Origin of the sequence: Butyricimonas synergistica DSM 23225 (assembly GCF_000379665.1) — a bacterium.
GTDB lineage: Bacteria > Bacteroidota > Bacteroidia > Bacteroidales > Marinifilaceae > Butyricimonas > Butyricimonas synergistica.
In genome coordinates this window covers 162,260-184,315 of sequence record NZ_KB903367.1, presented here as the reverse complement: position 1 = coordinate 184,315, position 22,056 = coordinate 162,260, and the positions used below count along the sequence as shown (strand labels likewise).

Annotated in this window: 19 protein-coding genes and 1 pseudogene; 8 read left to right on the top strand and 12 right to left on the bottom strand. The window is 44.0% G+C overall.

Annotated elements, in window-relative coordinates; translation table 11 throughout:
- Positions 1–51: 51 nt before the first annotated feature.
- The 3 genes from A3CY_RS21060 to cdd all read right to left on the bottom strand — a co-directional run bounded on the left by A3CY_RS21060 (position 52) and on the right by cdd (position 2,559).
- Entirely contained in the window at positions 52–1,221 is a 1,170-nt protein-coding gene (locus tag A3CY_RS21060; RefSeq protein WP_018338412.1) for a FecR family protein, read from the bottom strand.
- 64 nt (positions 1,222–1,285) lie between these two features.
- The gene (locus A3CY_RS0113255) at positions 1,286–1,816 is read right to left on the bottom strand and encodes an RNA polymerase sigma-70 factor (protein WP_169503654.1); all 531 of its coding nucleotides are present in this window, start codon (positions 1,814–1,816) and stop codon (positions 1,286–1,288) included.
- A gap of 272 nt (positions 1,817–2,088) precedes the next feature.
- Positions 2,089–2,559, bottom strand: coding sequence for a cytidine deaminase (cdd, locus tag A3CY_RS0113250; RefSeq protein ID WP_040371830.1), 471 nt, complete (start codon positions 2,557–2,559; stop codon positions 2,089–2,091).
- Positions 2,560–2,609: 50 nt separating this feature from the next.
- Here cdd and A3CY_RS0113245 point away from each other — a divergent pair, with 50 nt between their 5' ends.
- The 7 genes from A3CY_RS0113245 to A3CY_RS0113215 all read left to right on the top strand — a co-directional run bounded on the left by A3CY_RS0113245 (position 2,610) and on the right by A3CY_RS0113215 (position 10,366).
- A complete protein-coding gene (locus tag A3CY_RS0113245) occupies positions 2,610–3,527 on the top strand; it encodes a glucosaminidase domain-containing protein (RefSeq protein ID WP_018338409.1) in 918 nt (305 codons plus the stop codon).
- A gap of 15 nt (positions 3,528–3,542) precedes the next feature.
- Entirely contained in the window at positions 3,543–4,082 is a 540-nt protein-coding gene (locus A3CY_RS0113240) for a DUF4199 domain-containing protein (protein ID WP_018338408.1), read from the top strand.
- A 2-nt stretch (positions 4,083–4,084) separates the two neighbouring features.
- On the top strand, positions 4,085–5,032 hold the full coding sequence (locus A3CY_RS0113235; RefSeq protein WP_018338407.1) for a glycosyltransferase family 2 protein: 948 nt from the start codon (positions 4,085–4,087) through the stop codon (positions 5,030–5,032).
- A gap of 68 nt (positions 5,033–5,100) precedes the next feature.
- Positions 5,101–6,759: an MFS transporter gene (locus A3CY_RS0113230; RefSeq protein WP_018338406.1), complete on the top strand. Its 1,659-nt coding sequence runs from the start codon at positions 5,101–5,103 to the stop codon at positions 6,757–6,759.
- Positions 6,760–6,892: 133 nt separating this feature from the next.
- Positions 6,893–7,840, top strand: coding sequence for an NAD(P)H-dependent flavin oxidoreductase (locus A3CY_RS0113225; RefSeq protein WP_018338405.1), 948 nt, complete (start codon positions 6,893–6,895; stop codon positions 7,838–7,840).
- Between the two features lie 2 nt (positions 7,841–7,842).
- Entirely contained in the window at positions 7,843–9,081 is a 1,239-nt protein-coding gene (locus tag A3CY_RS0113220; protein WP_018338404.1) for a M16 family metallopeptidase, read from the top strand.
- Between the two features lie 16 nt (positions 9,082–9,097).
- Positions 9,098–10,366 (top strand): M16 family metallopeptidase, encoded by a 1,269-nt coding sequence (locus A3CY_RS0113215; RefSeq protein ID WP_018338403.1) that lies wholly within the window; start codon positions 9,098–9,100, stop codon positions 10,364–10,366.
- Between the two features lie 56 nt (positions 10,367–10,422).
- On the opposite strand, the gene A3CY_RS21055 is transcribed toward A3CY_RS0113215, so the two are convergent.
- The 4 genes and pseudogenes from A3CY_RS21055 to A3CY_RS0113200 all read right to left on the bottom strand — a co-directional run bounded on the left by A3CY_RS21055 (position 10,423) and on the right by A3CY_RS0113200 (position 16,058).
- The gene (locus tag A3CY_RS21055; protein ID WP_018338402.1) at positions 10,423–11,937 is read right to left on the bottom strand and encodes a M56 family metallopeptidase; all 1,515 of its coding nucleotides are present in this window, start codon (positions 11,935–11,937) and stop codon (positions 10,423–10,425) included.
- Between the two features lie 13 nt (positions 11,938–11,950).
- A complete protein-coding gene (locus A3CY_RS0113205; protein ID WP_018338401.1) occupies positions 11,951–12,307 on the bottom strand; it encodes a BlaI/MecI/CopY family transcriptional regulator in 357 nt (118 codons plus the stop codon).
- Between the two features lie 160 nt (positions 12,308–12,467).
- Positions 12,468–12,689: pseudogene (locus A3CY_RS22550) on the bottom strand (energy transducer TonB); the annotation flags it as partial.
- Between the two features lie 33 nt (positions 12,690–12,722).
- Positions 12,723–16,058: an ABC transporter permease gene (locus A3CY_RS0113200; protein ID WP_018338400.1), complete on the bottom strand. Its 3,336-nt coding sequence runs from the start codon at positions 16,056–16,058 to the stop codon at positions 12,723–12,725.
- Positions 16,059–16,530: 472 nt separating this feature from the next.
- Here A3CY_RS0113200 and A3CY_RS0113195 point away from each other — a divergent pair, with 472 nt between their 5' ends.
- Complete coding sequence (locus A3CY_RS0113195; protein ID WP_018338399.1) at positions 16,531–17,085, top strand: DUF4251 domain-containing protein; 555 nt, start codon at positions 16,531–16,533, stop codon at positions 17,083–17,085.
- Here the strand turns inward: A3CY_RS0113195 and A3CY_RS0113190 are convergent.
- From A3CY_RS0113190 to A3CY_RS0113170, 5 genes are all read right to left on the bottom strand, one after another.
- Positions 17,045–18,277, bottom strand: coding sequence for a nucleoside recognition domain-containing protein (locus A3CY_RS0113190; RefSeq protein WP_018338398.1), 1,233 nt, complete (start codon positions 18,275–18,277; stop codon positions 17,045–17,047). The genes A3CY_RS0113195 and A3CY_RS0113190 overlap by 41 nt on opposite strands.
- 75 nt (positions 18,278–18,352) lie before the next feature.
- Positions 18,353–19,228 (bottom strand): bifunctional methylenetetrahydrofolate dehydrogenase/methenyltetrahydrofolate cyclohydrolase FolD, encoded by an 876-nt coding sequence (folD, locus tag A3CY_RS0113185; protein WP_018338397.1) that lies wholly within the window; start codon positions 19,226–19,228, stop codon positions 18,353–18,355.
- 106 nt (positions 19,229–19,334) lie between these two features.
- Positions 19,335–20,660, bottom strand: a complete 1,326-nt coding sequence (gene ffh, locus A3CY_RS0113180; protein ID WP_018338396.1) for a signal recognition particle protein — start codon at positions 20,658–20,660, stop codon at positions 19,335–19,337.
- A 162-nt stretch (positions 20,661–20,822) separates the two neighbouring features.
- Positions 20,823–21,482, bottom strand: a complete 660-nt coding sequence (locus tag A3CY_RS0113175; RefSeq protein ID WP_018338395.1) for a hypothetical protein — start codon at positions 21,480–21,482, stop codon at positions 20,823–20,825.
- A 55-nt stretch (positions 21,483–21,537) separates the two neighbouring features.
- Positions 21,538–22,035 carry a prolyl-tRNA synthetase associated domain-containing protein gene (locus tag A3CY_RS0113170; RefSeq protein WP_018338394.1) on the bottom strand — a complete coding sequence of 166 codons (498 nt, stop codon included), beginning with the start codon at positions 22,033–22,035 and terminating at the stop codon, positions 21,538–21,540.
- Between the last annotated feature and the right edge of the window lie 21 nt (positions 22,036–22,056).

The following is a 22,056-nucleotide window of genomic DNA, read 5'->3' as shown; positions in this document are numbered from 1 at the left end:
GTAAGAATTAATTTAGGTTTCTATAATCCTGTTTTTGTAATAATTACACAATCATTTGCCCCTCTCGGACACGATCAAAGTGCGTCCGTCCAATCTCACGCTCACCCGGTTGGTTTTCGTCAACAAGCCCATGATCACATCGATGTCGCTATCCCTGCCGGACCAAAGTTCAAACCTGAGATCCTTCACGCCACTACCAACATACACGACATCAAAATCATACCACCGCTTCAAATCGTTCACGATCACCTCCAGGCGTTCATTCTCGTAATAGAAATACCCCTCCTTCCAGGCGATATATTTATGCACATTCACCTTCTCGATCAAGGGAACCGCCCCCGCCTCCAGGTGAGCGTTCTGTCCCGGAGTCAAAGCATACTCCGAATCATCACTCGCCCGCTTCACGGCAACCTTCCCCTCCACCAGCGTCACATCCACCTTGTTGTCCGCGTACGCCTTCACGTTGAACTCCGTGCCATACACCTTCGTCCGCACGCCCGACGCCACCACAATAAAAGGCTGGCGTTCGTCACGCGTCACGGAAAAATACCCCTCGCCCTTCAATTCCACCACTCGCCGCTCGCCCGTGAACACCGTGGGATACCTCAACTCGGACTCCGAATTCAACCACACTTCCGTTCCGTCGCTCAACACAATCCGATACTCTCCCCCTTTCGGGACTCTCAGCGTGTGGTAACGCACCTCGCCAACCTCCGTACCCGAGTACCTCACACCCCGCGTACTGTCGTCCGTCACGTTGACACCCCCTTCCTCCATAACCCGCATGCCGGATGACATTCCCAGAACAATCTCCCGTCCCGTTTCCGTGACCAGCACTGCCTGATTCTTTCCCGGTACCACGGCAGACCGCATCCCTACAATCACCTCCCGCCCGCTTTCACGCGACGGCATCTCGTTCATCAACCACCAACCGCTCGCGACAAGGATCACCACAACTGCCACCGCAGCAGTCCAACGATACAACACACGAGTCGGTGACGTCATTCTTCTCTTGAATTTCTCGAATTCACGCCTTACATCCACGGAATCGCCCACCTCCAACTTCAACCCCGCTTCCAGGTAAAGACGACACTCCTCATACAACTTTTTGTTCTCCGCATGGCTCAACCATTCCCGAACATACTCATCTTGCAATAATTCCGGATGATTGAGTACATTCAAGACAAATTCCAGTTGATCATTCTTCTCGTTCACTTTCATTTTTGTGCTTTTATATATAACACGTGAAGCACCCCGAATGATGTGGGTTAAAAACTAGATTTTTTTATTTTTTAACAAACAAAGTGTGTAACAACACGATTTCCTCACCCGTCAACTTCTCCCGTAACAGACTCATAGCCTTCGTTATATGCCACCTCACCGTGTTAATAGAAATATTTAACTCGTCCCCCGCCTCCTGATATTTTTTCTTTTCAAAAAAACACTTGCGAAATACTGCCGCCGTCTGCGCCGGCATATTCTCGATGACGCGCATTGCCTTCGCGAGCAACTCCTCGTGCTCCTCGTACTCCTCATCTGCCTCCGGTAAGGTTCGTTGGTACGCCAAAAACTTCTCCTTGGATTTCTCTCGTCGCAAAAAATCGAGCGACCGGGAACGGGTCAACGTGTACAACAAAGGACGTAATGAAGCAGAAGCATCCAGCCGCATAAAATTCTTCCACACGTACTCATACACGTCAGTGACAATATCCTTCGCCTCCTCCTCGTCCCGGACAAAACTCAAGGCATACACGTACAAATCTTTATAATAAGTATTGAACAAGTTTTCGAATATGTCTTTTTTCTGTTTATTCATAATGCGACTTTTCCCGTTCAAAAATAACAATTCCGGCATTCAATTCCAAATCATACCCTTTTCTTCCCCAAGAACTAAAGATTCGGGTGGGTTGTAGGCGAGTTGTAGGCGGGTTGTAGGCGGCATCGCCTACTCTTAGCCTACAGTTTGCCTACAGTTCGCCCACGTTTTAACAAGAAATAAGAAAATTTAATTCCCTCGAGTACCACGCCTCCCGGGGCAATAACCACCCTATCGCATACCGACCAGCTCCCTATACCCGAGAATTACGGTCAATGCACCTCTAATTTAAAAGCAAAAGGCAATAGCAGGCTTGCCTTCACCAGCAGGGTGCGCTTCTTCCCGACAAGAATCACGTCGAAGTCCGCGTGATAACGTTCGATGACCTCATACATGACTTGCCGGCAAGCCCCGCAAGGCGTAACGTACTCGTCAATCTCTACCCCTTTATCCCTGGCGGCAATAGCAATGGCAGCCACCCCGGTTTCGGGGTAAGCGGAACAGGCATAAAACAAAGCGGTACGCTCCGCGCAAAGCCCGGAAGGATACGCCGCGTTCTCTTGGTTCGAGCCGCAAACCACCTCCCCGTTATTCATCAACACGGCTGCCCCAACAGCGAAACCCGAGTACACGCAATAGGCATTTTCCGTGGCTTTCAAGGCAGCACGACACAATTCTTCGTACCCTCGCGGGTAAGATTCCCGGTACAGAAAGTAATCTATCTTGAATTCCGCTTTCTCCATTCTATTTTTTTTCGTAATTTTACCGCCAATATAAAACATTATCACGAATCATGAGCAAGATTTACGTCATTTTATTTCTTACTTTTACATGTGTCAACATATGCGGTGCATCTAACGATAGTCGAAAGGCATTCATCAAAAAATACAAATCCATCGCTATACAGGAGATGGATCGCACGGGGATTCCCGCCAGCATCAAGCTGGCTCAAGGCATACTGGAATCCGGCTGTGGCAATTCAAAGTTAGCGATAAACGCGAACAATCACTTCGGCATCAAATGCCACAACTGGAACGGCGCAAGCTTCATCATGGACGATGACAGCCGGAACGAATGTTTCCGCAAATACAGGAACCCGGAAGAATCATGGGTCGACCATAGCGAATTTCTGGTATCCCGCCCCCGGTACGCATCCTTGTTCAAACTTTCCAAGACGGACTACAAGGGTTGGGCAAAAGGTTTGAAGAAAGCGGGCTACGCCACGGCACCCGATTACGCGCAGAAATTAATCAAGATCATCGAAGAAGAGGAACTATACCAATTCGACAAACCCGGGAAAAGGAATCACAAAATCCCCAACGAATTGAATTACAAACTCGGCGATACCCAAAACTATCAAAGCCGGGTAGTCTATATCAATAATATTCCCAGCATCAAGGTGAAAAAGGGTGACACTTTTGAAGGCATCGCCCAGTATTTCGGGATTCCCTTGAAACGACTTTTGGCTTACAATGATAAAAACGAACTCTCCATACGCGAAGGGATGCACGTTTTCTTGAAAAACAAGAAGAACAAAGCCCCCAAGGGATACACCTTCCACAAGTGTCGCCCGGGGGACACGATGTACATGATCTCCCAGATATACGGGATCAAACTGGCAAAACTATTGCAATACAATTACATGGAGAACGGTGATAAGCCCCAACCCGGAGAAATGATCTCTCTAAGAAGGGCGGCACAATTATATTGAAAGGAACTCTAAATAATGGAAAAGACGAACGAATCATTCTTGAAACCCAACACGCTATTCGGCGGGCTGATCGGTGCCAGTTTTATTGTCGCTTCCCTGCTCTTCGTGTACGCGGGGAAAGGCATCGTGGCAAACCCGCAATTCAACAATATCACCATGATGTTGACCATATTCGGCATATTCATCGGGGTGAAAAAATACAGGGACGACCACCTCTCCGGCATCATCTCTTACGGGAAAGCCCTGTCTACCGGGATATACATCCTTGCCATCGCGGCATTGTGCAATGCCGTCTACACGTTTATCCTTTACTCCGCGGACGCGGAATTGTTAGCCATGTACAAAAAGGTTACACTCACGATCTTGAACGAGGTGTACAAAAACATGAATTTGCAAGAATTACTCAATAACAAATTAACTGAAATATTCTTTTCGCCCATCGTGATCGCGGTCGGTGAAATGTTCAATCGAATATTCATCGGGGCTGCCTTCACCCTCTTTATTGCCGGACTGGTAAAAAGAAAAACACCCCCGATTAACCCTCAACAATTCTAATCATGGATATATCTGTTGTTGTCCCGTTATATAATGAAGAAGAATCGCTACCGGAACTAGCGGCATGGATCAACCGGGTGATGGAGGCAAACCATTTCACCTATGAGATTATCATGGTTGACGATGGCAGCAATGATTCTTCCTGGAAAGTGATTGAAAAACTTTCCGCCAAAGACAATCGAATACGGGGGATTAAATTCCGCCGCAATTACGGGAAATCAGCCGCCTTGCATTGCGGATTCGAGGATGCCCAAGGCGAGGTGGTCATTACCATGGACGCCGACTTGCAGGACAGCCCGGACGAGATACCAGAACTCTACCGGATGGTTACGGACGAAGACTACGACCTCGTGTCCGGGTGGAAACAAAAGAGATATGACCCCATCACCAAAACCGTTCCCACGAAACTCTTTAACGCCACAGCCCGACGTTTCTCGGGAATCAAGCTGCACGACTTCAATTGCGGGTTGAAAGCGTATAAATGTGCAGTGGTCAAAAATATCGAAGTTTACGGGGAAATGCACCGCTACATACCGATACTGGCGAAACAAGCCGGATTTACCCGTATCGGGGAGAAGGTGGTACACCATCAGGCGCGTAAATACGGGGTTACCAAATTCGGGTTGAACCGTTTTATTAACGGATTCCTGGATCTGCTTTCCGTGACCTTTATCACGCGTTTCGCCAAAAAGCCCATGCACTTGTTCGGGGCGCTGGGGACATTGCTGTTCATCATCGGCTTTTGCTCCGCCGCGTGGATTGGCATCGAAAAATTAATTGCCCTTGCCGACGGGCTTCGGGCACCCCTCGTGGCGAACAATCCTTATTTCTATATCGCACTGACTTGCATGATCATAGGGACACAACTCTTCCTAGCCGGATTCCTGGCGGAATTGGTTTCCCGGAGTGCCAGCGACAGGAACGTGTACAGAATTGAGAAAAAAATTTAAAGATTTTCCATATTTTATTTTACCTTTGAGCGTTTGTGTGCAAAATCAACTTTTATAAATAAATCATTATGGTAGAAAAAATTCAACAAACTCTTAGAGATTCGGCAGCCATGCGCTGGATGGTTCTCTTGCTTCTAGCTTTTGCCATGTTCTGTTCTTATATCTTTATGGACATTTTATCGCCCATCAAAGACTTAATGCAGTCCACCCGGGGGTGGGACTCTACTGCATTCGGAACAATGCAAGGATCGGAAACATTTCTGAATGTCTTCATCTTCTTCCTCATTTTCGCGGGAATCATCCTTGACAAAATGGGGGTTCGTTTCACGGCAATCCTTTCCGGTGTCGTGATGTTGGTTGGCGCCACCATTAACTGGTACGCCGTGACCGAAAGCTTTCAAGGCAGCGGATTAGACACTTGGTTTACCAACAACTTGAATTACATCCCCGGTTTTGACGAATTGGGCATCTCGCCTTTCTACAAAGGAATGCCCGCGTCAGCTAAATTCGCGGCGGTAGGCTTCATGATCTTCGGGTGTGGTGTTGAAATGGCAGGTATCACGGTTTCACGCGGAATCGTGAAATGGTTTAAAGGTCGCGAGATGGCTCTAGCCATGGGATCTGAAATGGCATTAGCCCGTTTGGGAGTAGCCTCCTGTATGATCTTCTCGCCGGTATTCGCCAAATTGGGCGGCAACATCGATGTTTCCCGTTCAGTAGCTTTCGGTGTTATTTTGTTGCTCGTTGCGCTTATCATGTTCATCGTCTATTTCTTCATGGATAAAAGACTTGATGCACAAACCGGAGAAGCTGAAGAGAAAGATGATCCATTTAAAATCAGCGACTTGGGCAAAATTATGTCCAGTATGGGCTTCTGGTTGGTAGCTTTACTTTGTGTACTTTACTATTCAGCCATTTTCCCCTTCCAGAAATATGCCGTAAATATGTTGCAATGTAACCTGACTTTCACCTCGGTTGATCCCGATTCATTCTGGGCGACGAACACGGTGACGGTAATCCAGTATTGTATAATGCTTGTCGTTGCTGCCGCAGCTTTTGCCAGCAACTTCTCGAAAAGCAAAGGCATGAAATATGGTTTACTAGCATTAGCCGTCGTATCATTGATTATATTCTGTTACATGGGCTATATGCGCCAAAGTGCGGAAACCATATTCGCAGTATTCCCGTTGTTGGCTGTAGGTATCACTCCTATCTTGGGTAATTACGTGGACCACAAAGGTAAGGCTGCCTCCATGCTTATCATGGGTTCCGTATTACTTATTCTTTGCCATCTTACTTTCGCCTTTGTTTTGCCGGCGTTCAGAGGGGATGCCATTGGAGGAGTTATCGTAGCCTATATCACGATTCTCGTTCTCGGTGCAAGTTTCTCCCTAGTTCCTGCCTCTCTTTGGCCTAGCGTGCCGAAACTGGTGGATGCTAAAATTATCGGTAGCGCCTACGCGTTGATCTTCTGGGTACAAAATATCGGGTTGTGGTTATTCCCCTTGCTCATCGGTAAAGTTTTGGATAACACAAACCCTCAACTAGTAGCCGATTTACAAAGCGGTAAAATCACGCCTGAACAAGCCGCTATTTCTTACAACTACACTGCCCCGCTGGTGATGTTGGCTTGCTTGGGTGGAGCAGCCCTGATTTTGGGATTCGTGCTCAAAGCAGTAGACAAGAAGAAAGGTCTTGGATTGGAATTACCGAATATCCAAAAATAAACGAATTATCTTAAATCATATAAAGCCTTCGTCCTTACCGGCGAAGGCTTTTTTATTCTCTTCCCGGAAAGCTATCCAACTATTTTCTTAAATTTGCATCAATAAAAAGTAAACACATAACTTATTATCGATCATGGAAAATAGAATTACGAAACTTTTCAATATAAAATACCCGATCGTTCAAGGGGGTATGGTATGGTGCAGCGGATGGCGATTAGCTGCCGCTGTTAGTAATGAAGGCGGATTGGGACTTTTGGGTGCCGGATCGATGCACCCGGAAACTCTCGTGGAGCATATCCACAAGATGAAACAGGCTACCGACAAACCGTGGGGAATAAATGTGCCCTTACTCTACCCGGAAATAGACCGACTCATGGAAATCATCATCAACGAAGGCGTGAAAATCGTATTCACCTCCGCGGGAAGCCCCAAGAAATGGACTTCCCTGTTGAAATCACACGGCATCACGGTGGTACACGTGATTAGCAGTGCCCTGTTCGCCAAGAAATGTGAAGAAGCCGGAGTAGACGCTGTCGTTGCCGAAGGATTCGAGGCGGGAGGACACAACGGGCGGGAAGAAACAACCACCTTGACATTGATCCCGAACGTGGCAGAATCAACTTCATTGCCCGTGATCGCGGCAGGAGGTATCGCCTCGGGAAAAGCGATAGCAGCAGCCATGGCATTGGGAGCCGAGGGAGTACAAATCGGGACTCTATTCGCTATTGCCACGGAATCATCCGCCCACCCGGCATTCAAACAACGAGTGATTGACACGGACGAAGGCGGCACGATGCTGGCATTAAAGAAACTAGCCCCCACCCGACTCATTAAAAATGAATTCTTTGAACAAGTGAAAACATTGGAAGACGCCGGAGCCAACGCCGCACAATTAACCCAACTACTCGGGAAAGGCAGGGCTAAAAAAGGTATATTTGAAGGAGATATGGTAGAAGGAGAACTTGAAATAGGACAAATTGCTTCTATGCTTCACAAGGAAAAAACAGTTGCCGAGATGATACGCGACCTTATTGCCGATTTCAACGATACCATGGAAAAATTTGAAAATGTAAAAATGTAAAGATGATAAAATACACCCGCCATACCCTAGATAACGGCTTAACCGTTATTTGCAACACGGACACGAGTACCCCTTTCGTATCCGTGAATATTCTCTATAAAGTGGGGGCAAAAAACGAGGATCCAAACCGAACCGGATTCGCGCATCTTTTTGAACACCTGATGTTCGGGGGCTCAAAGCATATCCCGAATTACGACTACCACGTGCAGAAAGCCGGAGGGGACAACAACGCATTCACGAACAATGACTACACGAATTATTATATCACGATCCCGGCTTCCAATATCGAAACCGCCTTATGGTTGGAATCCGACCGAATGATGGCACTTGATTTCTCGCAGAAGTCACTTGACGTGCAAAGAAACGTGGTGATCGAAGAGTTCAAACAACGGTATTTCAACAACCCTTACGGGGATCTCTGGTTAAAACTCCGCCCACTGGCATACAAGGTACACCCGTACCAATGGCCCACAATCGGTAAAAACATCGACCACATCGCTGGAGCCACACTTGAAGAAGTGAAAGATTTCTTTCATCGTTTCTACGCTCCCGATAACGCGATTCTTAGTATTAGCGGGAATATCACGGATGAAAAAGCGCTGGAACTGGTGAAGAAATGGTTTGGGGACATCGCTCCTGCCAATTACACAAGGCAAGCCGTACCCGTCGAACCACGACAAACCGAGGAACGCCGCCTGGTCAGCGAGCACAACAAGGTCCCCGCTGACGCCATTTATAAAGTCTACCATATGGGCGACCGCCGTTCCGACAATTTTTACGCTTGTGATATCATATCGGATATCCTGTCGAACGGTCAATCCTCCCGTTTGTATATTAACCTGATTAAAAACGGGAAATTATTCTCCGAGATTGATGCCTACATCACCGGGGATATGGATCCCGGACTATTTGTTTTCTCCGGAAAACTATCCGAAGGCGTGGCAATCGAGGAAGCCGAAGCCGCTATACAAAGCGAAATCAATCATTTTATCGAAGACCCGATCACCGAACGGGAATTGCAAAAAGTGATTAACAAAACAGATGCCCGCATCTCGTACAGCGAAATCAATTACCAGAATAAATCGGCAAACCTCGCTTTCTTTGACTACCTCGGGGACATCGAACTGATTAACTCGGAGAGCAAGCGGTATCAAGTACCATTGGACACGTTAAAGCAAACAGCAAAAGAACTGTTTTCGATCGACAATTGCTCCACGTTGTGGTATCTCAAAGAAAAATAACATTAGCGCATTTATCATGAATAGAAATATAGAACCGCCTATTACCGAAATATCCCGCCCGACATTGTGGGAACACCGGCAAACCAAACTCTCCAACGGACTCGACATCGTGTACCTGCACGACCCGAACCAGGAAGTATTCAAAATTGACGTGATTGTCCCTACCGGAGGGTATTACCAACCCCAACCGATCGTGGCATCCACCATGCTAAGCATGCTTAACGAGGGAACCCGGTTACACACGTCTACCGAAATTGCAGAACTTTTCGATTACCACGGGGCATACGTAGATTTCAATTGCGGTATGCACAAATCGGAAATCAACATGATTTCCTTGAACAAGTATGCCAGAGAAACGATTCGTATGGTGGCAGAAATGGTGCTCGAAAGTATCTTCCCGCGAAAAGAACTGGAAATTTACATTCGCAACAGGAAGCAACAGCATTTGGTAAATATCGAGAAGACAGCTTATCTGGCACGCATGGAATTTATTTATCGCCTTTACGGGGATACACACCCTTATGCCAATCGCTTCACGCTCGAAGATTTTGACCGGGTCACACCCGACATATTGATGAAGTACTATAAAGAACGCTTTCAAGCATCCCATTGCCGCATCATGCTTTGCGGTAATATCAACGATACCGTTATCCGGGAGGTCAGCGAGGCTTTCGCACCCATGAGCAATCTTCCCTTGCCGGATACACAGCTATTTGATATACATCCTTACGCCCCGGGGAGATACCATGTAACGAAACCCGACGCCGTACAAACAAGCATCCGCATCGGCAAAGCGGGCGTTTCATTGCTTGACGAGGATTACACGAACTTCCAGTTGCTCAACATGGTGCTAGGCGGTTATTTCGGTTCCCGGTTAATGTCGAATATCCGCGAAGAGAAAGGCTATACTTATGGTATCGGTTCTTACAACGTCACCATGCCATTAGCCGCCTACTGGATGATTGCCACGGATGTCAATGCCGATCAAGCCGAAGCAACCATCGAAGAGTGCATGAAAGAAATCCGACGCCTCCAAACAGAACCTGTCCCGGAAGAAGAATTGCATCTCGTGAAAAGCTATTTCAACGGGGAACTATTGCGGGAACTTGATGGAGCCTTCGCCCAGTCGGATGCCTTGAAACACAAACTCAATTACGGGATCGACAACACGTTTTACCTTCGCACCATCGATCGCATCCGTACCTGCACGGCAGAGGACATCATGCGTATGGCAAACAAGTATCTCCAACCGGAAGATATGTATATCGTCACAGCGGGAAAATAAAAAAAAGAGGCTGAAAATTGTCTTTACAATCGAACAGCCTCTTCTATATAAATTCATTATTGTAACCGGAAATTAATCGGTACCGTATACGATACTCTCACCGGTTCTCCTCTTTGCGTTCCCGGAATCCATTTAGGCATATTTTCCACAACTCTTATTGCTTCCTTATCCAATAACTGATGAACAGAACGAAGAACTTTCACATTTGTGATTGTTCCATCTTTTTCCACAATAAACTGAACAGTTACACGCCCTTGAATTTTTTCTTTTTGTGCCTTCTCTGGATATTTTACATTTTTCCCCAAGTATTTATTCAAATCTCCCGGAAATTTCGGCATATCTTCCACGACTTGAAAAACATCATCATAATTCTTTGCCGCAGTAGTATCTAATGAAACCGAACTAGGATCTTCTATATCATAAACGGCATTATTCATCTTTATAATTAACTTTTTCTCGTCCTTCACTTCACGAAGCACCCCTCGTTTTCCGACATAAGAAAAATACAATTCTGCACCCGGTTCTACCATAATGGTAAACTCTCCTTTTTCATTCGTAAACGTTCCGATATTCGTTTCACGAATAACCACGATTGCATTTTTCAAAGGCTTATTATCGTGATCTACCACAATTCCTTTCACTGTAATAGAATCTTTCCCTATCATGCTCGAATATTCCTGGTTCAGTTGCACAATGGCCTGAACGTTACTGGATAAAACAAGTAATCCTACTACTGGAAATAGCAAAGCATACTTGAACAATCCCATTTTTGATGTCCTTTTTTTATTCATCATCATAATACGTTTTTTTAAAGGTGTCACGTTGAATTTATTAACTATTTGAGCTGCAGCCGAAGTACAAGTGAGGCGGAGAAGATGATACTGGTATGCTTTCCGGTCAAACCCGGCAGCCACTACCCGTTTATCCGCCAAGAATTCCAAATCACGCCGAATCTCCCGTTTCAATAACCATACGGCGGGATTGATCCAAAACAGAGCACACAACAATTCGGAGAACATCACGTCCAAAGAATGACACTGGTCCACGTGCGTCTTCTCGTGAGCCAGAATCTCCTGCAAATCATGTGATTCATACAAGGTCGGATTAATAAATATCCACTTAAAAAAAGAGAATGGAGTTGTATGATCCGGCAAAGCAATAACGGGAAGTGAATAACAAACCACCCGTTTGCCCTTACGAATCAACCGGAATATAGAAAATAATTGTATAAAAATTCGGATTGCCAAAACACCCACAACCAAGCAATAGCACCAGCACAATACATCAACAACAGTAAATTGAAGGCTAGGTTTATCCGGCTTTACGGTAATCTCCGGCAAAAAGACCGTGGTATATTGAGAAACCGCCTCTTGAATAACCGCTTTCTGTTCCTCTCCGAAAGTAAAAGGAATTAACGGGTAGCACAATGACAAAAAAAGAATGGTCAGCAAGCACACCCGACGAATCGTGAAGAAAGTATCCCGGCTAAACAAGAGCCGATAGAAAAGATAAAACACGATAAACGCTAAATTTATCTTCACCAAGTAGATGAATGTATCGCTCGTGAACATGGCTTCATGTATTTCATTGTTTTTCGATCAACCTGATAATCTCTTGCAAATCCTCTGTCGAAATTTTTTGCTCCTTCGCAAAAAAAGTCACCATCTCTTTGTATGAATTCTCAAAATAGTTCCTCACGACCCCCGACATAAACTTTGTTTTATATTCGTTTTCGTCCACAAGAGGGATGTACTCGTAGATGTTCCCGTGTTTCTTACTTGTCAGAAATCCCTTTTTCTCCAAATTCTTAACGATAGAAGCAACTGTCGTGTAAGGCGGCTTCGGTTCTTCCATCCGATTCAAAAAATCTTTCACGACGCCACTTTTCACTTGCCAGATAATCAGCATTACCTCTTCTTCCTGATATGTCAACTTTTCCATACGTTACTTATTTACGATTCTTTCGCAAATCTACGAAATTTTCGTAATACTCCAAATGTTTCGTAAATAAAAATCACGTATTATTTTTAATACTCTACAAATCAAACCAAAATGAATAGCGAAAAATATTATTGCCACTCGTACGAAAGATTTCTATCCATCAATCTAATCGGAAACCGACTGGTATCGTGTAAGAAACTCTAACCCGTTTACCTCTCTGAATCCCGGGTATCCAGTTTGGCATATTTCTTATTACCCGAAGAGCTTCAACATCTAATAAAGGGCGAACCGAGCGAAGTACCTTCGCATTCGTTATACTTCCATTTGTTCCTATAATGAATTGCACATAAACCCTACCTATTTTTTGCTTCAGGGCTTCCGCCGGATATTTTACAGTTTTACGGAGACATCTATATCACTCCACTTTCACCCATTTCACGGCATCGGCATAAAGCATCTGTCCTGCAGCCAATCCATTGTCATGTAAAACAAGTTTTACATCGCCGGGAGCAAGAACATATTTACCGACCGGAATCCAGTATGAAAAAGATTCAGCCTTAGCTTTTTCTTCACCTCCATCAGCATAACGAATCGTAACATTTCTTTCTATTCCCTTGGGTTCAAGAAAAATATCGTCTTTTACTTCCCCATGATGAAACGTGTAATGATGTAATGGCTGATTAGCAAACCATACCGGATCATTCAGAGCCCATTGATAGTAAACAAACAACTCGTACATACCTCCTTCTTGAATAGAAGCACTCCATTCCAATTTTGCTTTCCCCCCTCCAGCTCCCTTGCAATAAAAACTTCGCACAACATCACCATAAGACTCCCGATCAATAAAAAGAGCCCAACGGGGCAAAGGAGGGGAATGCTTACTATATTTCCGCTTTTCTAAACTACGAGAAAATAATAATTGTTCCTCAAAAATCCGAAATCCGGGATCTTCATTATCCACGATAATTATTCCGGGAGGGGGTAAAAATAAAGAAGTATCTAACTCAAAAACACCTGTATCTTTTGATGACGGGAGGGGGCGTAACTGAGACTCAAATCCATAATCTCCAGGATAATTTCCCGAAAAAATATAAGATAATTTATAACCTCTCCCCATTATCCCAAAATAATTTCTGGCATCATTTATTACCATCGGTAACGTGTCCACGGGAATACAAATATCCATACCTTTACCCAAAGGGATGAAAATACTTTTAAAAATCCATTCTTTCCAGCCATTTTTACGGTGAAAAACAAAAATCCGGTCAAAATCATGTTTGTTCTCTAAAAAAAATGAAGGACTAAATCCATCTTCTTGCCATAAAGAAACACAACCATCAAGATTTCCTTTATTCCAAATCTTAAAACTCAAATAAACAATTGTTTCCTCTCCCGAAGATGTAAAATAAGTATTCGGTTCTTGTATCACGAAACGAGGAATCCCTTTCTCATTATAACATTTATTCATCCACGGTAAAATATCGACTCTAGTTGACTCATAAAAATCCTTACACAATGTTTCCCCATCGATATTTTGATAACGATATTTATCAACAAAACCAGACATAAAATTCGAGAGTGTGTCCCAAGTCGTTTGTGTCAATATATACTCTCGCAATTGTTCACTCTTCAATTGAATAATGACATCCATCATATCAAAGGCATCCGGATCACGGATAGCTTCCGCAAGACTGTTGCGAGATAAATACTCCAATGCCTCCATCTCATTTAAAACTCGTGATCGATCGTGACGCTTAAAACGGGGATCCCAATCAAAAGCTGAAATAATCCCGTTCATGAGGGGATAATCTTTAGACAGAATAGAAAACAATTCCTGGGGTATCTTTGGAAAACGAGCACGAAGAAAAGGACGAAATTTTTCAAAAAAGAACTCTTCTTCTATTTTTAACAAATTATCATACACTGTACTTTGAGCTAACATTTCATTGAAATTTACTCTTACCCGATCCTTCTTTTCCGGGAAAAAATAAACCTCAGGGCAAGCGTAATTGGATATTGATTTCCACGGTCGTTGGAAAGACATATAGCCTAAAGGATGTTCCACCAGTACCATTTTATCAAACGGGTATTTCTCACGGCTAACGGTCAATTGGGGGATAAATCTCCACACCCTTTCCACTCCCCATTTTTTACCTTCATCCGACACATCCTGAATTCCCTGTAAAAGAGCCTTACCTTTCGTGTAGTAGCACTCGAAACGCCCGGAATCCGACTCAATACACATCCTCTCCAAATCCCCACAGACAAGGGATATGCCAACAAGAGGAAGATCATTATAAAAACAAATCGTATCACCTTGTACATTCTTCTTTCCCGGGGAAATAACCATTTGTCCGAATGGATTAATTACTCTCAAAGTATATATCGTGTAATCCGAAACTGCCAAATAAGGTTGAGTCATATTGACGACAGGTGCAGAAGTCGGATACCACAAGACCTCCGGTGTTATCAAAGTATAATCGGAAGTCAAGTACATATAATGACGTCCCGGGTTAAGAAAGAAATCCATTCTATCCAAACGATAAAAATTATCATCGGGAATGTCCGGATAACAAATATCAGAGGTAAGAGCCCCCCCGTAGTCCATCTCTAAAACACATTTCTCTTTTGTACCTAACGAATAAGGAACCAGCACGATCTGCTCATGTCGCCGAAAAGAATAATTCTTTCCTGAAATCCGTAACCCCGAAACATTCAGCCCCGGATTCAGGTAAAATAACAATGTATCAATAGTTTTCTCGTTCATATTCTCGATCTCAAGGCGACTAGAGGCAAGATATCTGTCTTTTTCTTGTCGAAAAGTAATATCATGAGTTCGGACACTTACTTTAGGCAACGAGTCATAATACTTATAGATTTCCACATAATTTTTCCGTACCTTATTCATTTGATAAAAAGGATACAAAAACAACCATGTACACAAAACAATCATACCCCCGGCAATTATTCCTATTTTACCTGTCCGGGATGACAAAAAAAGAAAATTACTCGCCCTTGGATATTTTCTAATAATAAAAACGATACAACAAAATGAACACGATACAAACATAAGTCTTTGTACCAAATAACTCCCTAACGCCGGATGTCCCACGATAGCGGAAAAGGTATTCGGGATCCCTGCCGCCAAAAAATCAAATGCCCCATGCAAAAAATGAGGGAGCAAGAGTACAGTACCTCCCCAGAAAACAAACAAAAAGAATAAACTCAACGCCTGATTTTTTATATATACCCTCACGAGAATAGTGAAGGCTGCCACAAAAAGAGTAACAGGCAAAGTCAAGGTCAAAAAATAAAACACGTAATACCCAAAATTACATACAGCTTTACTTGCAAAGAGATTTATAGCCCAAGCAATACCTCCTATCACCACTGCTAGCATCAAAAAGAATTGTACCAATGCCAAAAATTTACCCAAGATATATTCGGCATTCCCTATCGGACGAGAAAAAAACACGTCATTCGTATTGTATTTAATATCCCGCTTCAGAAAATCTCCTCCAAGAAACAACAACGCAAAAGACTGAAACACACAAAACAAATAGGCATTCACGTAAGGCATTGCTGCTGGAATATCTACCTGAAAAGGAAACGTTCTCCAAATACTATGTGCGAACAAATGAAAAGCGGATATTCCGATAATCCCAACAAAACACAAAAGCATAAAAGTAAAACTCCGGTTTATCAATCTACGCTCGTAACAAGCAACTAGCAATATATCTTGAAAATCCATGGTTACGTTTTTAATTTTACAATTACAAAAAAAAACGAAATAAAACAACCTTCCTAGAAAATATTCAGTTGTAATTAATCCTCCTTAATCGCCCACAATTTCAAATTTATTAAATAATTATTCTCAAATAAAGGTGAGATCGGTGCACCCAATTCTATAAGAATAGGTGAAGTGCCCGGTGAGGGTGATGAGCGATAAGTCCCATCATCTAGATACGTCAATTCTACCGAAGCATTCACTGTCACACTAAAACACACAGCAATGACAACAAACAATATCTTTTAATTATCAATCCTCTTTCCATATTTTTTGTTATTAATGGTACTAATAATTGTTGTTCTATCTCGTTTATTATAAAACACGAAATACCTAATAGCATACTATCATACAAACAAAATATAATAATAATTAACACATTATATATACAAAACCATTTCCCCTCTTTCCCGTATACCCTCTCAAAACGGGAAACATGAAAAGACTATTATTTATCACCGGACTATTACTTGCTATAACAATCATTCCGGTCAAGGCACAAAACAAAAAAGAAAACCGATTCGAGAAAGAATTTCAAAAAACATTAGCACTCGTCAACAGTGACAAATTCACCGTGAAGTTCTACATTGCCACCCCCACGGTACAAACCCTCTTTACCCCTCCCGGAGCGGGAAACAATATTGATATTGACCCAAAAAACTGTTATTTATGGGTACAGGACTCTCTCGTGAAAGCAAACCTTCCCTATTTCGGTGAGGGAAGCGTGAAATCCGGTTCACAACTAGATACCATCTCATTCCAAAACATCCTGTTTAGCCGAACCGTGAAAGTCTATTGGGAAGGGAAGAAAAAAGCAATAGCTTACCAGCTTACCATCGTATCCGGAGGCGATGTCTATTATTTGAATATGCACATTCAATATGACGGTACATGTTATCTCTATTTCAGCGATCGGAAACGCTCACCAATCAGCTATGTCGGTCAGATCGTTAAGCGAAAAACAGATATGCCATCACCAGGGCTGCAATAATTCCCGCTAAATCGGCAATCAACCCGCAAGGAATAGCGTAGCGGGTATTCTTAATGCCGACAGCACCAAAATAAACAGCTATAATATAAAAAGTTGTATCAGTTGCCCCTTGGAACGTCGAAGCTAGTCTTCCCGCAAAAGAATCCGCCCCGAAGGTATTCATCGTGTCGATCATCAAACCGCGAGCACCACTACCGCTCAAGGGTTTCATCAATGCCGTCGGTAACGCCGGGATAAAATCGGCATCCAAGCCACACGCCAGGCACAAACGTTCCAACCCTCCCATCAACATATCCATAGCCCCGGCAGCACGGAACACGCCCACAGCAACAAGTATCGCCACCAGATAGGGAATGATCTTCACCGCAATCGAGAAACCTTCCTTAGCCCCGTCGATAAAAGCATCGTAAACATTAATACGATGCCAGGCACCCATCGCGATAAAAGCCACAATAATAGAGAACAGGATCACGTTGCTGGCAACGGCAGACACCGTGGTAATCGTTTCTTTATCCAATCCGGAAAAATACCAGATCAACCCTCCCACGACCAGAGTTCCGCCGATCAAGTAAGCCATAACCACCCGGTTGAACAAATTCAGTTTCTGGTAAATCGCAACCGCTATCAGTCCCGCAAGCGTGGAAACATACGTGGCTAGAAGTATCGGAATGAATATATCCGCCGGATTGGCAGCCCCCATCTGCGCCCGGTAGACCATAACAGACACGGGGATAATAGTCAGACCGGAAGTATTCAGCACCAAGAACATAATTTGTGCATTAGACGCCCTATCCTTATGCGGGTTCACCTCCTGCATCTGTTGCATGGCACGCAACCCCACGGGTGTGGCAGCATTATCCAGTCCCAACATATTCGCCGCGATATTCATCATGATAGAACCGTATGCCGGACTATCGGGCGGTAACTCGGGAAACAATTTACGAAAAAAAGGACTAATCAACCACGACATCACCTTCACCGCACCCCCACGCTCCCCGATTTTCATGATTCCCATCCATAAGGTCAACACTCCCGTCAGTCCCAGCGAAATCTCAAACCCAGTCTTCGACATATCGAAAGTAGCTTTCACGATAGCAGAAAACACCTCCGTGTCACCCATGAAAAGTAATTTGCACAGAGCCACCAAAAATGCCGCTCCAAATAAGAATATCCAAATGTAATTGAGAACCATGATATCAATTGAAAATTGAAAATTGAAAATTGAAAATGACTTTCCCAGTCATTCTAATTCTCAATCTTCAATTATTTAATGTTTTGCCTTACAAGCCTTCACCGTGTTTTGCAACAAGGTGACAATCGTCATCGGTCCCACACCACCGGGAACCGGGGTTATATAAGAACATTTCGGAGCCACGTGATCGTAATCCACGTCACCCACGAGTTTCCAGCCTGTTTTGGTCGTTTCGGAAGGTAAACGATGAATTCCCACATCGACCACCACGGCTCCCTCCTTCACCATATCTTCTTTCAAGAAATGAGGGACACCGATTGCCACAACCAATATATCCGCCTGCAAAGTAATCTCTTTCAAGTTTGCCGTCCGGCTATGACACAAAGTCACTGTACAATTCGCATGCTTCGACTTGCGCGACATCAATATAGCCATCGGGGTTCCGACAATGTTGCTCCGTCCGACTACCACGCAATGTTTCCCTTCCGTTGGGATTTCGTAGCGGGCCAACAACTCGACAATTCCTGCCGGGGTTGCAGGCAAATAAGTCGGTAAATCCAACACCATGCGTCCCACGTTACAGGGATGGAAACCATCGACGTCCTTATCCGGATTGATACGGTTCAAAACTTTTTCTTCGGAAATATGCTTCGGGAGAGGCAATTGCACGATAAACCCGTCCACATCCGGGTCGTCGTTCAACTTGTCGATCACTTCCAGTAACTGTTCCTCGGTAATATCATCACCATACCTCAGTTCCGAACTTTTCATCCCGACCGCTTGACAAGCTTTCACCTTACTAGCCACGTAAGTCTCACTTGCCCCGTCATTTCCAACAAGCACAGCTACCAAATGAGGGACTTTCTTCCCTTCCGCCACGAAACGAGCGACCTCGTCTGCTATCTCCTGCTTGATCTGTGCTGAAATTTTTTTACCGTCAATAATTTCCATCGATCTTCTAAATTTATGATTATTTGATTCTGTGATTGGCGATTCAATGATTTAGTGATTTTCTATTTCCAATCACTAAATCGTAAATCACTGAATCACTTAATTCTTAGCGTCTTTTCATCGGTGCTTTCCCCATCATCTTACCGCCTTTTGACAGCATCCGCATCATCTTCTTGGATTCATCAAATTGCTTCAACAAGCGGTTCACATCTTGGATGGTGGTTCCACTACCCGTGGCTATACGTTTACGACGGGAACCGTTCAGCAATTCGGGATTCTCTCGCTCCGCCGGAGTCATGGAATGGATGATAGCCTCGACCCCCTTGAAAGCATCGTCGTCAATATCCACGTCCTTCAATGCTTTACCCACGCCGGGAATCATGGATGCCAAATCCTTGATATTACCCATCTTCTTGATTTGTTGTATCTGGCTCAGGAAGTCATTGAAGTTAAACTGGTTCTTGGCAATCTTTTTCTGCAATTTCTTGGCTTCCTCCGCGTCAAATTGCTCTTGTGCTTTCTCCACCAAAGAAACGATATCACCCATCCCCAAGATACGGTCAGCCATACGATCGGGATGGAAGACATCCAGCGCTTCCAATTTCTCGCCGGTTCCGACAAATTTGATCGGTTTGTTCACCACCGTACGAATAGAAAGGGCTGCACCACCGCGAGTATCACCATCCAACTTCGTCAGAATAACCCCGTCGAAATTCAAGCGGTCGTTAAACTCTTTCGCCGTGTTCACCGCATCTTGTCCGGTCATGGAGTCGACCACGAAAAGCGTTTCTTCCGGCTCTATCGCTTTCTTGATAGCAGCGATCTCGTTCATCATCTGCTCGTCAATAGCAAGACGCCCGGCTGTATCGACTATAACCACGTCTTTTCCGGTAGCCCGGGCTTCCTTCACGGCATTCAAGGCAATCTTCACGGGATCGTTATTCCCCACCTCGCTATACACAGGCACCCCGATCTGCTCTCCCAACACTTTCAACTGCTCGATTGCAGCCGGACGATACACGTCACAGGCTACCAGCAAAGGATGCTTTCCCCGTTTCGTTTTCAACAGATTTGCCAGCTTACCGGAAAACGTCGTTTTACCGGATCCTTGAAGACCAGACATCAAAATAACGGCTGGATTGCCCTTTATATTAATATCAACATTCGTACCGCCCATCAACTGAATCAACTCGTCGTGAACGATCTTCACCATCATCTGTCCCGGCTTCACGGCGGTCAACACGTCCATCCCCAAAGCTCTTTCCTTAACCGTATTAGTAAACTCTTTCGCTATCTTATAGTTTACGTCGGCATCCAGCAATGAACGTCTTACCTCTTTCAACGTTTCTGCCACGTTGATTTCGGTGATTTTCCCCTGTCCTTTTAAAATCTTAAATGATTTCTCTAACCTCTCCGATAGATTCTCAAACATAATTATCAATTGAAAATTGAAAATTGAAAATCGAAAATGCCAAGCATTAACAATCTCAATAATTCATTATTAAACTCCTAGATTATACATTCTCCGCAAAATTAGTATTTTTACCGGAAAACTCATCTATTTCATTTTCAATTTTCAATTTTCAATTCTCAATTACTTCCGGCTGATATTTTTTAAAACAACAAACGTTTTATCTATTAACGAGTTATCCACGACAACGGTAAACTCATTCGTCGAGGAAATCACCTCGGTCAAGTTGATTCCTTCCCACGACAACTCTTTCATGATACAATAATAAAAACCCGGTTGCAGGATATTCCCCTTGGGCAGTTTCAACGTCACGGATGAGAGTCCGTTCTGCTTGAAGATACATTGCTCCTCCTTGAAATACTCGTCCACCACGTTCTCCATCACCTCACTCACGACAAGGTTGGTTTCAAAAACACCCTGTACCATCGTGTAAAACACTTCCTCCCGCCGGGATATGGATTTCAGCACCCGTATATGACAATCGACCAACGTGTTAGAGTTCTTAAACGTGTAATCACACAGGTTACTCCGCAAAATAATGTCCCCCATGTTGTTCAACAATTTTTTTAACTGCACCTGCTCCCGTACTTGCAAATAAGGAGCCAACCGATTCAATGCCATCACGATAGCCCCTGCGTTCAACGGTTTACCCAACATCGTTTCCAACTCCGGCTGAATCTGTCTTGCCAATGCCGAAATATTGATAATCCCGGATGCCAGAGCTTCCGACAAATAAGGCTTATGCTTTACAACTCCTTCTACTGCTTGCGCTACACTCATCATATTAATTGAAAATTGAAAGTTGAAAATTGAAAATACTTTCTTGCACGACGAAATCTTAATATAGTTCAATCCACTCGTAGGAATTACCCGTGTAATCCATATAACGGATAAAATCATCCAGTTTTATTGCCAAAGATGCGTGATTGTCATTCGGGTGAAATGACAACTTTTTTGCCTCTTGCAAATGTTTGTCCAGAAACACATACACATGATGTTCCGCATCGTTCAACAAACCGAAAGGACTTACCGAACCGGGACGTACGCCCAGGTATTTTTCCATCCGTGCTTCCGAGGCAAAACTCAATTTTCCCTGCTTCAACATCTTTTCCATATCATGAATCGCCATACTATGGTCACAATGCAAGATAACCAAATAATGCCTGTCTCCTTTATGATTTCTGAAAAACAAATTTTTACAATGCGTACTGTCCAAATTCTTCCAGTACTGTTTTGCAATCTCTATCGTCGGTGCGGCAGGATGCTCCTCGTAATCAAACTCAATCCCCAATGCAGCCAACGTTTCGTATACTTCCTTTTGTCCAACCCGATTCATATCATTTTTGATTTATGATTT